At 61.5% G+C, this 16642-nt stretch carries 8 protein-coding genes; 3 read left to right on the top strand and 5 right to left on the bottom strand.

All coding sequences use genetic code 11. The annotated features are described in order from the left end of the window. The first annotated feature begins 252 nt into the window (after positions 1-252). The 3 genes from AB4P94_RS11130 to AB4P94_RS11120 all read left to right on the top strand — a co-directional run bounded on the left by AB4P94_RS11130 (position 253) and on the right by AB4P94_RS11120 (position 4626). Positions 253-597, top strand: coding sequence for a cupin domain-containing protein (locus AB4P94_RS11130; RefSeq protein ID WP_016971018.1), 345 nt, complete (start codon positions 253-255; stop codon positions 595-597). Between the two features lie 553 nt (positions 598-1150). Then, positions 1151-1351: a hypothetical protein gene (locus AB4P94_RS11125; protein ID WP_016971017.1), complete on the top strand. Its 201-nt coding sequence runs from the start codon at positions 1151-1153 to the stop codon at positions 1349-1351. Between the two features lie 224 nt (positions 1352-1575). Next, a complete protein-coding gene (locus AB4P94_RS11120; protein WP_395610556.1) occupies positions 1576-4626 on the top strand; it encodes a Mur ligase family protein in 3051 nt (1016 codons plus the stop codon). 140 nt (positions 4627-4766) lie between these two features. On the opposite strand, the gene AB4P94_RS11115 is transcribed toward AB4P94_RS11120, so the two are convergent. The 5 genes from AB4P94_RS11115 to AB4P94_RS11095 form a co-directional block, all read right to left on the bottom strand. Beyond that, on the bottom strand, positions 4767-5657 hold the full coding sequence (locus AB4P94_RS11115; protein WP_395610555.1) for an alpha/beta hydrolase family protein: 891 nt from the start codon (positions 5655-5657) through the stop codon (positions 4767-4769). Positions 5658-5671: 14 nt separating this feature from the next. After that, positions 5672-6862, bottom strand: a complete 1191-nt coding sequence (locus tag AB4P94_RS11110) for an HlyD family efflux transporter periplasmic adaptor subunit (protein ID WP_395611317.1) — start codon at positions 6860-6862, stop codon at positions 5672-5674. 26 nt (positions 6863-6888) lie between these two features. Next, positions 6889-9072, bottom strand: coding sequence for a type I secretion system permease/ATPase (locus AB4P94_RS11105; RefSeq protein WP_395610554.1), 2184 nt, complete (start codon positions 9070-9072; stop codon positions 6889-6891). Then, complete coding sequence (locus tag AB4P94_RS11100) at positions 9069-10439, bottom strand: TolC family outer membrane protein (RefSeq protein ID WP_100217175.1); 1371 nt, start codon at positions 10437-10439, stop codon at positions 9069-9071. The genes AB4P94_RS11105 and AB4P94_RS11100 overlap by 4 nt, the downstream gene beginning before the upstream one ends. Before the next feature lie 213 nt (positions 10440-10652). Next, complete coding sequence (locus tag AB4P94_RS11095) at positions 10653-16253, bottom strand: BapA/Bap/LapF family large adhesin (protein WP_395610553.1); 5601 nt, start codon at positions 16251-16253, stop codon at positions 10653-10655. Between the last annotated feature and the right edge of the window lie 389 nt (positions 16254-16642).

Raw genomic sequence — 16642 nt, 5'->3', positions numbered from 1 at the left:
GCCAAGCCACGGTCGAGCTATCACTGAAGATCCAATGTGGGAGCGGGCTTGCTCGCGAATGCGGTGGCTCAGTCAACTTATGTGGGGCTGATACACCGCATTCGCGAGCAAGCCCGCTCCCACATGGGTCGCGCCGCGCCTGAACAATCGCGTTGTCTTGCGCTTCTGGGCATCCCGATGTCGAGTTCAGACCACTGAAGCAACGCCCCAGGCCTTAGGGTGGCTCTTTCCATTCTCTGCCTCGGAGCCGTCATGACCCAACCCATCACCGTATTGCGCGACACCCACCCTTTGCCGGTCCTGGATGCCTGCAAATGGGAAAAACTCGAAGGTGACCCGCACACCGTCAACCTCAACGCCTACACCAGTGAAGACGGCAGCAAGATCATGGGCACCTGGATCTGCACACCGGGCAAGTGGTACGTGAACTACGTGAAATGGGAATACTGCCACTTCCAGGAAGGCTACTGCATCATCACCCCCGAAGGCCTGGAGCCGATTCACCTGCGCGCCGGGGATATTTTTGTGGTGGAGCCAGGGATGAAGGGGACGTGGGAGGTGGTAGAGACCGTGCGTAAGTATTTTGTTTTTGCTTGACCGCCCGCGCAAAGGGGTCGCCCTGGCCCCTTTTTGATCTGAGCCCGCTACAGCGCTGCACATCGCTTTTGCACCCAGCGACCCCCTCCCGCATTTACGTTGCAACTTCTGAAGATCACCCCCAACAACTCGAAACAAGCAATTAGTATTTTGTGACAGAATATTGTGAAGAATAACTTCTTGAAAAAAACTCATATCATGATGCAAAAAACTACCTGATCACACTTACCACCCAATACAAACACTACTTTAGTAATAGATAGTATTGGCTTTTGACAGCCCCGATTGTTTCGTATAATTTTCTGGACACCTCGTTAATATCCGAGTTTCACAGGATTATAACGGGATGATAATAAGCGGCGTGGCGAAAGGTGCAGAACTTCACATTCTCGCAAGTTTCTCCACTGCCCCATGGCAAACACTCAGTGATTTGAATTAGACTTCCAACGCACAGGGTTACAACTCCACTGGATTTTTCTAAGGATTAATCACCTACTTCAGTACGTACTGCACGCGGCAGTTGAGACCGCGCTTTCTGTAAAGGATAAATAAAATGCCTGATAAAACAACGCGTCTGACCATTCTCATCGACTCACCGACCAAGCAGCGTCTGGAGTCCTTGTCCGAGGAAGTTGACCTTACTATTTCTCAGGTCATTCGCAAGCTGATTCGTGATCATCTTCAACACTATGAAAGTCAAACCACTTCGCCTGCCCGCGAACCCGCCCAGGAGGAGGCCTCGTTGTATTCTTGATATATAAATGGATTTATTGCCTTTATCACAAATAACTTGGCCTGCGTTAGACGGATATACCCTTATAACTCTACGTAGTCATCGCCTGTCGCCACGTTATTGACACATGGAGATCTGTACCTGTGAAACAGCAATTGCTTGCTTGTCATGCGCTTTTGAGTAAAGACACTCATGGATTTTCTGTCTCATCAGACGCCTCACAACCCTGCACTTTGTTTTTTTCAATGAGTGACACGACACAACGTGCACAGGTTTTTCATGTTACGGCGCAAAGCCTCGAGCACGCCTGGCAAGCGGGTGCCCTTGAACTGCAACGCCGGTACGACCAAGCCATTTCCCAAGGGGCCTGTCACCCCGAGCGTTTCTGGATTCGTGTGGAACGTGCATTCAACGTGACCCCCATCACGTGGGCCAAGCTCAATGAGCGGCTCAAACGTCACAAGCGCAATTACTTCAGGCAAGGCATCGCCCTCGACAGCGACCTGCGATTGGCCATCACCGAACAGGAGCTGAACGCCAATGCCATCCTGTATGGCGGCAGCGACATTGCCCACGCCACCTTCAACCCGAAAAACTTCGCCGCTTACGCGCGTCGCCGGTTTGCCGGAACCCCCTCCGCCGACATCCTCGCTGGCCTGATGCCGGAAACCTGCGTCTTCGTTTTCAACACCACAGGTGTGTTCTGCGCCGAAGATGGCGAGGCGCATGCACTGAATGGCAACGGGCTGGAAACCGGCTGGCGCACCCTGGGCCCCCTTGCCCCCGACACCGTGCGGGCCTGCATCGACAACGCATCCCGCTACCTGAGCGCACAAGTGCAAGACAGCGGGCAGTTCATCTACGGCTACTTCCCGTGTTTCGACCGGGCCATCAACACCTACAACACCCTGCGCCATGCCAGCACCACCTACTCGATGATCGAGGCCTGGGCACTGACCGGTGACCCACACTTGAAGGCGGCTATCGACCGCTCGCTGGAGCATCTCACCCAGGTGCTGATCAAGCCCTATTTGCTCCCCGATGGCAGTGTGGCGGCGTTTCTCACCGATACCGGCAATGAGATCAAACTGGGCGGCAATGCGGTGTGCCTGTTGGCGCTGGTCAAGTACAGCGAAGCCACCGGTACTCGTCACCACCTGCCGCTGCTCGAAGCGCTCGCCAACGGCATGGCCTGGATGCAGGACCCTGCCAGCGGCGCTTTTGTGCACGTCTTGCATGCACAGGACCTGAGCGTCAAAGCGCCGTTTCGAATCATCTACTACGACGGTGAGGCCGCCTTTGGCCTGATGCGCCTGTATGGGTTGACCGGCAACGAACGCTGGCTGGCGGTGGTGGAGAAAGCGTTCGACTATTTCATCGAAAAAGAACATTGGCGCGAGCACGACCACTGGCTCAGCTACTGCGTGAACGAACTGACCCGCTACCGTCCCGACGAAAAGTATTTTCGCTTTGGCCTGAACAACGTTGTCGGCTATCTGGGCTTTGTGCAGCAACGCATCACCACGTTCCCGACCCTGCTGGAATTGATGATGGCCGCGCAACAGATGCTTGCGCGCATCGCCGGGCAACCCGAGTTGCGCCACCTGCTTAACGAGATCGACCTGCACGCGTTCTACTGCGCCTTGCACCATCGCGCCCGCTACCTGCTCAACGGCTATTTCTGGCCAGAACTGGCGATGTACTTTGCCAACCCGGCGCGCATCGCCGGGGCCTTTTTTATCCGCCATCATGCGTTCCGGGTCCGCATCGATGATGTAGAGCACTACCTTTCCGGGCTGATCGCCTATCACCGTTACCTGCTGGACGGCGCGCCCCAGGTGGGCAGGGTCGAAACGCAAACCACCCCGGACCGGACCTGGGACGCCCACACCCTGGCCCAAGTGACGCTGGGAACCTGGGCCAGCCAGCCACCGAACGGCTGGCACGCCACCGGGTTGACGCCCTCCATGCAGTTCTTCAAGCCACAACGCATCCTCAGTCGCCACCCCAGCAAGGTCGGCCCCAATGAAGCCCAATCGGCGCAACGCTGGGCCCAGGCCAGCGCCGAACGCCGCCCGTCCGCATTCATGTGCGTGGACCCCACGCCCTACCTGGGCAGCGGCCTGCCCGTCTTGCAAGTCGCCGACACCAGCGATGCCATGCTGCAAATGGGCCGCCACGCCCGGCGGCATTTTGCCGGGCAGGTCTTCGGCGTGACCGGCAGCTTCGGCAAAACCACCGTGGTCGCGATGCTGGCCCACGCGTTGAAGCATTGGGGCGACGTGGGCCAGACCGAGGCCAACGCCAACCTGCCCCATGGCATTGCCTGGAACCTGGCGAGCATGACCCAGCCGGCAAAATTCTGGGTACTGGAAATGGCCGTGGGCCGCATGCCAATCAATTCCGAACTGGTCAGGCCGCACATTGCTGTGGTCACCGGGATCGCCCCGGCGCACCTGGAATATCACGGCACCCTGGAAAACCTGGCGCGTAAAAAAAGCGCGATCTTCCGCTCGATGGCCCCCGGCGGGCATGCCGTGCTCAGCCGTGACATGCCGCACTACGCGCTGTTCGCCGAAGCCGCTCAAACCGCGCGGTTGCACGTCATCAGCTTTGGCGAACACGCCGAGGCGGACCTGAGGTTGCTCGATTGCACCAGCGAGGCAAACCAGGTGGTCGTCAAGGCACGCTACGCCGGCAAACCGCTTGATTTCAGCCTGCAGGCTCGCGGGCGACACATGGTGCTCAACGCACTGGCGGTACTGGCTGCGCTGTCTGCGGCCGGCCTTGAGGCCGAGCAAGCATTGGCGGCATTGGGTACCTTCATGCCGGTCGAAGGGCGTGGCAATACCCTGTCGATCAAATGCGCCGACGGCCATTTTCAACTGATCAATGACGCCTACAACGCCAACCCGGGCTCCATGAGCGCAGCCCTGCGTGCCATGGCCGACCTGCCCATCGCCCCGCGCCACCGCGTGCTGGTACTGGGGGATATGCTCGAACTCGGCGCCGACGCCCAGCACTATCACCTGGAACTGGCTGACGCGCTGCGGGCCGTGGCACCGCGGCATGTGGTGCTTTGTGGCCCTCTGATGCACGCGCTGTACCTGGCACTGCGCGGTGAACTGTCGGTGCAGTGGTTCGAACAGGCCAAGGCGCTGACCCAGGCATTGACGAAGGACCCGGGCCAGTGGTTTCAGTCCGGGGATTGGGTGATGGTGAAAAGCTCAGGCGGGACGGGGCTGTCGCAGTTGTGTGAGCAGCTGGCCACCCGCGAACAGACAGTACCGGCCTAACCTTGTGGCGAGGGAGCTTGCTCCCGCTGGGCTGCGCAGCGGCCCCAAAAGATAGGACTGCTACGCAATCCAACGGGACGGTTCGACGCTTCGACAAGCTCCCTCGCCACAGGTACTGTGTTTCTCTTGATTGAAAAGCGTCAGGCCTGACCTGCGCAATCGGCAGCGGTCTTCAGCCCTATGTCATTACGCAATTGATGAAAGGCCTTCGGTACGCCCTGGGCCTTGATCAACTGCACAGGATGCCCGGCCCGCCTGAGTGCCTGATAAAAACCCTCCTGCAGGGCAAACGGCGTGACCTTGTCGTCAACACTGCCGATCACAAACAACTGCCGTTGCGGCGCAACGGCGATGCCATCGATGTGTTGAGCCGGGTCATACGGGTGCAGCAACCCGTTGGTATCACGCCCGGGCTTTGACGGCAGGCCCTTGCTCTGGCGAATCATCTGCGCACGCTGGACCAGCGAGAAGGCTCCCGAGGTCATCACCGCGCATTTCACGTCGGTGCGGCCCAGGGTCAACAGCGCGGCGGCGGCCGTGGCCCCGCCGCTGTGGCCGAGCAAAACGAATTGCCCGATGCCATAACGCTTGCGCAATTCATCCAGCGCCCCATTGAGGGCCATGAATTCCTGCGCCTGACGCCGTTGCCCGTGGTCGCCGCTGGACCCATAAGTACCGGGCCGGGCCACAATGACCACCGGCACCGCCGCGCGTTTGCTCATCGCCCGGGCCTGGGCGACTTTGGCGGCCAGGGTATTGCCCGCGATCGCCTCCGGCGCGCGATGCATCTCGGCCGTGCGGTCGCCATGGAACATCACGATCACCGTCGGCGCACGCTCAAGGGTGCCGCCGGCGAAGTAACGCATACACGCAGTGCCCCCGGCGAACTCGACCCACAACGCCGAGGCCGGCTCGGTGCAGGTGGCCCTGTCGGCGCGGGTGTTCCACGGCAGTGGCGCCGTAGCGTCATCGAAAGCCTGCGCCCACGACGCACAGGCCATGGCCAACCCGAACACAAGAGCTTTGCCCATTGCCGCCCCCTCCCCTAGCGCTCGCGCAGTGCCTCGCGCGCACGGTTCATGGGTTTGATCAGGTAGTCGAGCACAGTCTTCTGGCCGGTCTTGATGTCCACCGAGGCGATCATGCCCGGCACAATCGAAAACGCCTTGCCCGCCTTGTTTTTCAAGGTGTCGGCATCGGTGCGGATGAACACGCGATAGTAGAACACCTCGGGTTTGACCTCGTCCTGAATGGTGTCGGGAGAAATGGTCACAACCTTGCCGTCCATCCCGCCATAAATCGCGTAGTCGTAGGCGGTGATCTTGACCTTGGCGACCTGGTCGGGGTGGATGAAGGCGATGTCCCTTGGCGAGATGCGTGCCTCGATCAGTAGCTGCTCATCCAGCGGCACAATCTGCATCAGGCGCCCGTTGGGTGGGATGATCCCGCCGATGGTGGTGACCTCGATGCCCTTGACGATTCCGCGTACCGGCGAACGCAGGGTCAGGCGGGTGACCGAATCGGAACGCCCGCGCATCACCGACGACAACGTCTCGACATCGGCGTTGACCTTGGCCAGGTCCTCGCCGGCCCGCACCATGTAATCGGAGCGCGCTTGGGTCAGCTTCAACTCCAGCTCGGCTTTCTGGCGTTTGAGGCGCAGCACCTCGACATTGCTGGCCGCGCCGACCTTGGCGAGGTTCTCGGTGATCTCCAGTTCACTGCGCACCAACCCGAGGGAAGAACGCACGCCGGCCTGGGAGTCCTCCAGGCCTTTGCGCCGGGTGTTGAACAGGTCGGTTTCCGCGCTGATCAGCGCCGGATAGCGCGCCAGCTCGGGCGGGAACACCAGCAGCTTGCCGCTCACTTCCGCCTGCAACCGCGCCACGCTGGCCAGGGACGCACGGTACTTGGAGGCACTTTCATCGAAGTTGGATTCAGTCTTGGTCGGGTCAAGCCTGGCCAGGGTTTGCCCAAGCTTGACGATATCGCCCTCCCCTACATTCAACTCGGTGACAATGCCGCCTTCGAGTGACTGAATGATTTGCTCGCGGGACGTGGGAATGACCTTGCCGCTGCCGGTGGACACCTCATCCACTTCAAACACATAGGCCCAAACGCCAAACACCATCAGCATGACCAGCACCCACAGCACCACCCGCGTGGAGCGCAGCACCGTGCTGTCATCCACCCCCTCATGGCCGTGCCCGGTGCCTTCGTCTTCGCTGGCGAGCAGCGCAATTCTTTTCGGCGCTTGGGTTTTCACTGGGTTTTCCCCTTGGGTTTGGACAGCCGGGCAATCGCGTTGTCCTTGCTGTCATCGACGATGATCTGGCCGTTGTCGACCACGATGATGCGGTTCACCAGGCTCAGCACACTCATGCGGTGCGTCGCGATGACCAGCGTGCGGCCAGCGGCCCAGCGGTCGAGGTGTTGAATCAATTGGCGCTCGGTGGCCTCATCGAGGGAGGCGGTGGGTTCATCGAGCAACACGATGTGCGGCTGGCGAATGATCAAGCGCGACAGCAACAACGATTGGCGCTGCCCGCCGGAAAGCCCGAGGCCGCCTTCGAGAATCATATGGTCCATGCCGTCGGCAAATTTGCCGATGAAATCAGCCGCGCCGGTCAGGGCCAGGGCCTGGAGTATTTCCTGGTCTGACGCATGGGGCGCGCCCATGATCAGGTTGTCGCGCAGCGTGCCGTGAAACAGCCGCGAGTTCTGGGTCATCAGGCCCACGTCACGGCGCACGTCCGCGGGGTCGATATGCCCGAGGGCGACGCCATCGAGGCTGATGCTGCCGGCCTTGAGGTCAAGCATCCCGGCCAGTGCCTGCAACAACGTGGACTTGCCCGCGCCGTTACGTCCGAGAATGGCGATGCGCTCACCGGGCTGTATCTGCAGATCCGCCACACGCAGTGCCGGCACTGGCGCATCCTCGGAATATTGGAATGCCGCCTGGTTCAGCACGTAATGCCCGGTGAGCACCGGCAGATGCACACGCTTGCTGCCTTCGGCGTGGTCCACCGGCAATTCCATGATGCGGTTCAGGCTGTGCAGGGCCACCTTGGCCTGCTGCCAACGGGTCAGCACCTGGGTGATCTGCGACATCGGCGCCATCATCCGCGAGGCCAGGATGGACGCGGCCACCAGGCTACCGGTGGTCATGTCGCTGGCCATGACCATCGGTGCACCGAACACCACCACCACGGCAAACACCGAACCCTGCACGTTGTTGCTCCACGCCACCAGCTTGTTGGTGAGCATGCGCAAACGCAGGCTGGCATCGCCGCAGGTCGCGTTGTAATGGTTCCACTGTTGCTGAAAGCGCTGCTCGGCTTGCAGGGCCTTGATGTCGTCCAGGCCCTGCACGGTTTCCACCAGCATTGCGCTGCGCAGCGAGGCTTCACGCATCGATTCGCTGGCCAACGCCGCGAGTTTCTTTTGCGCCAGCAGGCCCGGCACCACCAGAAACAGCACGGCCACCAAGGGCACCGTCACCAGCGGGCCGGCGATCATCCAGTAGATCACCAGAAACAGCAGGAAAAACGGCAAGTCCGCCAACGCCGTCGCGGTGCTGGAGGTGATCAATTCACGCAGTTGCTCCAGCTCCTTGAGCTGGGAAATAAACGACCCGGTGGACTTGGGCCGCGCACTGTTGCGCAGGCGAATCGCGTGACCGAACACCAGGTCCGACACCCTCAGGTCGGCGCGTTTGCCGAGCATGTCGGTGATACGCACGCGCGTAATGCGCATGATGAAATCGAAGACCAGCGCCAGCATCACGCCACCGAACAGCACGTACAGGGTGGGCATGGATTCTGCGGGAATGACGCGGTCATACACCTGCATTGAAAACAGCACCCCGGCCAGGCCGAGCACGCTGGTCACCAATGAGGCAAGCATCACGTAGCCGTAGGGCCGCAGGTCACGCAGCACGATGCTGCTGAACCAGTTCTTTTGATACGGCTTGATGTAGTCGTCGACCCGCGTGTCGCGCACCGCGCCCATGGGCCGCAGGATCACAACCTTGCGCGCCTGCTCCAGCAACTCGCGACGGCCCAGGAGGCTTTGCAAACCGCCATCGCCGCTGTAGGCGATGCCGAGAGTGTCATCTTCACCCAGGGTTTGCAGCACGCCGACCTGGCCGTCATCGAACTGCAACACCAACGGCAACTGGCGCTGCATCAAGGTCGAAGCAGAAAAGTCGGCGATCACACAATTCAAACCGGCCTGACGCGCCATGCGCCGCACCACCTCTTCCACCGACGCACTGTCGGTCCACTGCGCCGCCAAGCGCACGCTCTGCGCCGAGCACTCCAGGCGATAATGCCGGGCAACCGCAAGTATCGCCTCCAGCCACACCTCGTAATCAAACGCTGGCGGTGCAGTGAAAGGCGTCTGGATTGCACTCAGGTCATCGTCAAGTTTCACGGCTTCATTCATGGCCGAATCTCCACACCCTGCAGGGTGCTGTTGTCCAAATGGAACGCCGTGCGCAGCCCGCCGGTGTTGTACAGGCAGTCGATATTCAGGCGCCGCAAGTCGGCCGCGGTGTTTTCGCGGTCCATGCGCGCCTGGTGGATTTCCTGCTCGGCGTTGAGCAAGTCGAGCAGCGGCCGCGTGCCCAGTTCGAGGTACTGCTGGCGGTACAGGTCGCGGGTTTCGGAGATGCTGCGCTCACGAAAATCCAGGGTCGAAAGACGTTGGGAGAGGCTGGATATCTGGTCCCGCGCCTCCAGCAACCCTTGGCGAACGGCCAGGCGCGCGGCGTCATTGGCCGCGTCCGCAGAACGCAGTGCCTGTTGTGCGGCAGATTTGCGCGCGGTGATGGCGCCGCCCTGGTACAGCGGCATCTTCACGTTGAGAAACACGCCATAGCGGGTGCGATCGCGGCCGCCGGGCAGGTTACTGTCGTCGTTGTTGTCCAGGTAATGCGTGATCGAGGGGTCCAGCGATACGGTCGGCAAGGCCTCGGCGCGGGCCTGGGCGATCAATGCCAACGCGTCCACACGCTGGGCCTGGGCGATCAGCAACGTGGGGGTGACCGCTTCATCGGGCATCACGCCCACGCAGGACTTTTCCAACGAGGAGGGAAACGCGCCGGACACGCTCACTGGCGACTGCGCGCCGAGCAGGCTGCTCAAGGCACTGCGCCAGCGATTGAATTGCGCGCTGAATTGCTGCTGGGTGGCCATGGAAGCCTCAACCCGCGAGCGTGCCTGGATCAGGTCGGAACGGGTGCTGGCGCCCATGTCGCTGCGTTTTTTGGCCAACTCGGCAATCGCCGAAATGCCGTCGATTTGCTCACGGGCCAGGGTCACCAGACGTTGCGAGCGTTGCAGTTCGATCATCGCGAACGAGGTGTCGCGAGCCACTTGGTCAATCGACAGCAAGATCGCCGCCTGGCTGCCACTGACCCGTGCCAGCGCGCTGTCCACCGAACTTGAAACCTTGCCGAAGTCGTAGAGCATCTGCGAGGCCGACAAGGAAAACGCACGGCTCTGGCCATTGCCGCTCAGGCCGCTGTCGTAACCCGAATTGAAGCCGCCGCTGACTTGCGGGTAATAGCCGGAACGGGCGATGTTCACGTTCTCGTTTTGTTGGTAAAGCTGCCCGATCGCCTCGGCAATAGCCGGGTGCCATTCCACGGCCAACTGAATGGCCCGTGTGAGGTCGAGGTTGTTCGGGATGTTGCGTTGCGGTGCCACCGGTGCGCTGACGCCCGTTGGCCCTCCCGGTAAATTCGTGCCCAGGTTGCTGGGGCTGATGATGTTGACGCGTTCTTCGTCGTCCAGAAGCGACGTGGCCATGACCGGCTCAATCCCTGGCGCGATCAGTGCGCCTGCCAATACTGCGGCAGACAGTTGGGTGGCCAAACTCTTATGCCTCACTGCAATTCACCTGACTGTTGTCAAACCGGATGGGGACAACAACGGCGCGTGACACACATCCGTCACGCGCTGTTGCTGCTCGACCGTTGGTGATGAAAACCGGGCCAGACGGCCCGGTCGTCGGGGGTGGCGTTACACCACGTTGATGCCGCTTTGTACCCACAGCTGATGGGTCTGATCTTCGGGGCTCGTGTAGACCACGTACTCCAGACCGTTCTCTACCTGGGTCACACCGCTCGACCAGTCGCCGGTCAGGTGCACGCTGTCCTGGTCGTCGCCCTGGATCATCAAACGATCCGACTCAGGCCCGGTGATGGACACCAGGTCTTCAAGGCTCAGGGTCAGGTCAACCGCGCTGACGTCATTCAGGTCGATGCTGTGCACACCGCTGACTTTGCCGATCAGGTCGGTGAGGTTGATGGCCGCATCACCACCTTCCCACAGCAACCCATCCGCACCCGTGCCTGCATCGACATGGGTGAAGTCGGTGTCATCGACCGCCACGGCATCGTGGTGGTCTGCGTCAGCGTTGGCACCGTCATCCGCCGCCTGGTCCACCGCACTGTGGGCGGCGGCAAAGCCAGCGCCTTCAGTGGCGGGCGCACCCGGGTTGGCGTCGTCCCAGACCAGGTCGCGGTCTGGCGAGTCGATGCGGATGTACAGGTCGGCGGTGTCTGACTGCCCGGTTGGCGTGGTGAGCTTGTAGGTGAATTTATCCACCTGGCCAATCTCATCCAGCGTCAGGCCGGCATGCGGCGTGTAGACATATTTGCCATCGGCAAACACGGTCAGCGTGCCATGCTCACCCTCGACTTTCGCCCCGGTCTGCCCGGGAATCACGTAGACCCCGTTCACCAGCACACTCAACACCGTCAGCGGCGAGCCGAGCACATCCGGCCCCGACAGGCTGTTAGCCAACAGATCACCCGTGGCATTGGCCATGTCACCCGTCACAAATTGCGTGAGCGAAGTGGTGGTCAGTTTCTGGGCAATCGTGATTGCACTCAGCGACAGCACCGACCCGGTCGAACCGGTGACGCGATACGAACCGGCGTCCAGCCCGGTGAACGTATGCGACGCTTCGGTGGTGGTCTGCACCGTGGTCCACGTGCCGTCAATCAGCTTTTGCAAGTTGACGGTGGTGGTCGGCAACAGCGTGATGCCGGTGGCGCTGACATCGACTTTCAACACAGCGGTGGAATCTGCCGCGACGACGATGACTTGCCCCGTTCCCGTCCCCGTGCCAAGTGCCGGCAGGTTGTAGGTCAAGGACGGTGCCGTCGTCTCGGTCACCAGGTTGACGATCTCGATCTGCGCCGAACCCAAGTCATCGTTGGCAACCGTGTTGATTACCCCCGGCGCCGATGGGTTGGCATCGTTCCAGGTCACGTCGACACTTGGGCTGTCGATGCGCACATACAAGGTGGCTGAAGCCGAACCGCCGGCACCATTGACCAGGTGATACTCGAAAGCATCCACCTTGCCGATGTTGGCGATATCGCCATTCGGGGTGTACTTGTAGTCGCCGTTGGCGAAGATCGTCAGTTGACCGTATTGACCTTGCAGCACCGTACCGGTGGTGGCATCGGCATCGACGAACTCGCCGCCGACCTCAACCTGCACCTTCACCGGCCCGCCATTGCCCGGCACATCCGGTTGGCCGCCAACGCCTGGGTCGGTGATGACGTTGCCGGAAATTTCCGGACCCGCTTCGCCGGTGAAATCAGTCAGGCTTTCGTGGGTGACACTCAAGTTGGCCGTCGCGCCCGCCCCAATGCTCACCAGGTTCGGATCGAGCTTGAGGGTGAAGCGGTATTGCCCGGCTTCCAGCCCTTCGATCTTGGCGCTGGAGCTTTGGCCGAACAGGCCCAGCAGGTCGAGCAAGCCCGAACCGTTGCTGCCTTGTTGAACCGGCAACCAGCCACCGGCCCCGTCGCTCACTTCCAGAATCGCAGTGAAACCACCGCCCAACAGTGAGACCAGATCCGCCTGGGCGAACTGCAGGTTCAGCGTGCCAGTGGACCCCTCGGAGACCGAGAATTCCTGCGTTTTGGTGTGATCGCCCAGGATGATCCCGCCGATCCCCAACAGGGTGAAGACACGCATATCGGCCAGATTGGTATTGGAGGTGACGGGTTTGATCGTCACTTCACTGGTGGCGAGGTCGTCGAAGGCTTCGAGGTCGGCGTCGGCGTCGGCATCAGCGTCGGCATCGGCATCGGCATCGGCATCGGCATCGGCATCGGCGTCAGCGTCGGCATCAGCGTCGGCATCGGCGTCGGCGTCGGCGTCGGCATCGGCATCGGCATCGGCATCGGCATCGGCATCGGCATCAGCATCGGCGTCGGCGTCGGCATCAGCATCAGCATCAGCGTCCGCGTCGGCATCGGCGTCGGCGTCGGCGTCGGCGTCGGCATCAGCGTCGGCATCAGCGTCGGCATCGGCATCGGCATCGGCATCGGCGTCAGCATCAGCATCGGCGTCGGCATCGGCATCGGCATCGGCATCGGCATCAGCATCGGCGTCGGCGTCGGCGTCGGCATCAGCATCAGCATCAGCATCAGCATCAGCATCAGCATCAGCGTCGGCATCGGCGTCAGCGTCAGCATCCGCATCGGCGTCGGCATCGGCATCGGCGTCAGCATCGGCGTCGGCATCAGCGTCGGCATCAGCGTCGGCATCGGCATCGGCATCGGCATCGGCATCGGCGTCAGCATCGGCGTCGGCATCAGCGTCAGCATCGGCATCGGCATCGGCATCGGCATCAGCATCCGCATCCGCATCGGCATCGGCATCGGCATCGGCATCAGCATCAGCATCAGCATCAGCGTCGGCGTCGGCGTCAGCATCAGCGTCGGCGTCGGCATCAGCATCAGCATCGGCATCAGCATCAGCGTCGGCATCGGCATCGGCGTCAGCATCCGCATCCGCATCCGCATCGGCATCCGCATCCGCATCCGCATCGGCATCGGCATCGGCATCGGCATCGGCATCAGCATCGGCATCGGCGTCGGCGTCGGCGTCGGCGTCGGCGTCGGCATCAGCATCAGCATCAGCATCAGCATCAGCATCAGCATCAGCATCAGCATCGGCATCAGCGTCGGCATCAGCATCGGCATCAGCGTCGGCATCGGCATCGGCGTCGGCATCCGCATCGGCATCGGCATCGGCATCAGCATCAGCATCAGCGTCGGCGTCGGCGTCGGCGTCGGCGTCGGCGTCAGCATCGGCATCAGCGTCGGCGTCGGCGTCGGCATCAGCATCAGCATCAGCATCAGCATCAGCATCAGCATCAGCATCAGCATCGGCATCAGCATCAGCATCGGCATCAGCATCAGCATCAGCGTCAGCGTCAGCATCGGCATCAGCGTCAGCGTCAGCATCGGCATCGGCGTCAGCATCCGCATCCGCATCCGCATCGGCGTCAGCATCGGCATCGGCATCGGCATCGGCATCCGCATCCGCATCAGCATCGGCATCGGCATCGGCATCCGCATCAGCATCAGCATCAGCATCAGCGTCGGCATCGGCATCGGCATCGGCATCAGCGTCAGCATCGGCGTCCGCATCGGCATCGGCATCGGCATCGGCATCGGCATCAGCATCAGCATCAGCATCGGCATCGGCATCGGCATCGGCATCAGCGTCAGCATCGGCGTCCGCATCGGCATCAGCATCAGCATCAGCATCAGCATCAGCATCAGCATCAGCATCGGCATCGGCATCGGCATCGGCGTCAGCGTCAGCGTCAGCGTCAGCGTCAGCGTCAGCGTCGGCGTCGGCGTCCGCATCGGCATCAGCATCAGCATCAGCATCAGCGTCGGCATCGGCATCGGCATCGGCATCAGCATCAGCATCAGCATCAGCATCAGCGTCGGCATCGGCATCGGCATCGGCATCAGCATCAGCATCAGCATCGGCATCAGCATCAGCATCAGCATCAGCATCAGCATCAGCATCAGCATCAGCGTCGTTGTCGTCTATATCAACCGCAACCACGGTAGCCGGAACAGACTCGTTCCCCGACGCATCCGTCAGCGTGACGCTGAGGGTTTCGCCGTTGACTTGAGGCGGGTCCAGGGTGACCTGGAAGTTTGCGTCGTCACCCACGGTGCCGGTGCCGATGACGTTGCCGTCGGCATCCTTGACGGTAACGGTCGCGCCGGGCTCGCCCTTGCCGCTGACGGTGGTGCCTTCCGGGCTGACCGCCAGGTTGGTCGGGGCGTCGGGAGCGATGGTGTCGCCCGCGAACGCGGTGCCTGGCAGCGACTCCTTGCCGGAAAAGTTTTTGAGGAAAACCCTCAGGCGCTCGCCGTTGACATGCAATGAATTGAGTTGAAGTACGAAGGTACCGTCATCCCCCACGGTGCCCGTGCCGACCACTTCGCCGGCATCGTTGAGCACCGTGACGTCGTGATTGGCCGAGCCTTCGCCGCTGAGGGTGTCGCCCGCTTCGCTGATCGACAGGTTTCTGGGCGCCAGCGGTATTTCGATGTCTGCAACCAGCAGGCCACCGGGAAGCGATTGATTGCCGGCGCCATCGGTCAGGGTGACTTGCAGGCTCTCGCCCTCGGTCGCCGGAGTGCTGAGTGACACCTGGAAGGTGCCGTCTGCACCCACAGTCCCGGTGCCGATCACGTTGCCGCCGGTGTCCTTGATGGTCACTGCGGTGTTGGGCTCACCTTTACCGCTGACCGTTGCGCCGTCGGCACTGATCGTCAGGTCGGTTGGTGCGGCGGGCGCGGTGGTGTCACCGGCCACAACGGGGCTGGCGGGCGATTCATTGCCGGCGGCATCCTTGAGGACGACGTTGAGCGTTTCGCCGTTGGTCTGTGGCGTAGTCAGGGTGACCTGGAAGTTGCCGTCAGCCCCCACCGTGCCGGTACCGATCACGTTGCCGTTGGCGTCGGTGATGGTGACAGTGGCATTGGGTTCGCCCTTGCCGATGAGAATGGTGCCATCGGGGCTGACTTCCAGCGCAGTCGCGGCGGCAGGCGCGGTGGTATCAGGCGCGTCCACGATGCTCGCTGGTGATTCTTTGCCCTGCCCATCCTTAAGGACGACTTGCAGGGTTTCGCCATTGGTTTGCGGCGTGCCCAGGTTGACCTGGAAATTACCGTCGGCACCGACAGTCCCGGTGCCGATCACATTGCCGGCAGCATCCTTGACCGTCACGGTGGTGCCACCCTGGCCCTTACCACTGAGGACCGTGCCCGCGCTGTTCACTGACAACCCGCTCGCCGCCCCTGGCGGGGTCGCGGGCGGTGTGACGGGCGGCGGCGCATCATGATGACCGCCCCCACCGCCACCACCGCCGATGGCCGCTGCGGCACCGCCCACAGCAAGAATCCCCAGCCCCCACAGCACCCAGCTCGGGATCGAACTGTCGGCGGCGATGGCGGCAACGCCCAAGTCGTCAAGGGTTGAAATCTGGGTAAAGTTGAAGCCCGAATACGGGGTGGAATAGTTGCCCAGCAACAGTGTTCCGTCGGCGTTCTCCAGAACCAGTTGGTTCGTCGCGCCGTCGGCGCCCACCACAAAGAAGTTCTGAATAGTGACGGTTTCTCCGGACTTCAGAGTGACCACCAAATTCTGGCCGGACTGTTGAAAGGTTTGAACGCTTTCCGGTCCGAAGGGCAGTTTTACAATACTGGTTCCTTTAAGGCTGGCATTGCCAAAGGCATGTTCCGTCGCCGTCCCCGTCGCCTTGTCGACAATTGTTATGTTTTTCATCTTTCACCCGTTTCTATCGATGGACACGCAGAGTTCAGCGCGAGCGAATGCCCACGGCGGTCATGACCGCCGAGCACTAAACGTGTTGTTGCGTTATTTAAGGGCTGTTCAGAATCCGCGCAGATCAACCCACGCCGGTTTCTTCACGCGGTTGCACGTCGACCCACTCAGACGTGCAACGTGTTGGCGCGGATTCAGGAGAGGGGCTGGTATGCCCGCAAGCCCAGAGATCAAGTAATCGGGAGAGATGGCGGGCCGCGAGACGGGCCTTTTCAAGCTCCCGGGCAGCGTCGGCCGATGTAGCCGAGTGCCCGGGGATACCCGATGTACGATTCCTTTCGTTAGCCATCTCTGACACACCTGCACAACTTTAAAAAGTACAGCGATTG

It is taken from the genome of Pseudomonas sp. B22129 (assembly GCF_044218875.1).
GTDB lineage: Bacteria > Pseudomonadota > Gammaproteobacteria > Pseudomonadales > Pseudomonadaceae > Aquipseudomonas.
Note: the sequence above shows the minus strand (reverse complement) of the source record. Positions and strands in the feature narration are given on the sequence as shown.

Bases quoted from the DNA above. Each gene is read 5' to 3' on its own strand.
- AB4P94_RS11130 (WP_016971018.1), top strand. From the start codon at position 253: ATGACCCAACCCATCACCGTATTGCGCGACACCCACCCTTTGCCGGTC.
- AB4P94_RS11125 (WP_016971017.1), top strand. From the start codon at position 1,151: ATGCCTGATAAAACAACGCGTCTGACCATTCTCATCGACTCACCGACC.
- AB4P94_RS11120 (WP_395610556.1), top strand. From the start codon at position 1,576: ATGAGTGACACGACACAACGTGCACAGGTTTTTCATGTTACGGCGCAA.
- AB4P94_RS11115 (WP_395610555.1), bottom strand. From the start codon at position 5,657: ATGGGCAAAGCTCTTGTGTTCGGGTTGGCCATGGCCTGTGCGTCGTGG.
- AB4P94_RS11105 (WP_395610554.1), bottom strand. From the start codon at position 9,072: ATGAATGAAGCCGTGAAACTTGACGATGACCTGAGTGCAATCCAGACG.
- AB4P94_RS11100 (WP_100217175.1), bottom strand. From the start codon at position 10,439: ATGGCCACGTCGCTTCTGGACGACGAAGAACGCGTCAACATCATCAGC.
- AB4P94_RS11095 (WP_395610553.1), bottom strand. From the start codon at position 16,253: ATGAAAAACATAACAATTGTCGACAAGGCGACGGGGACGGCGACGGAA.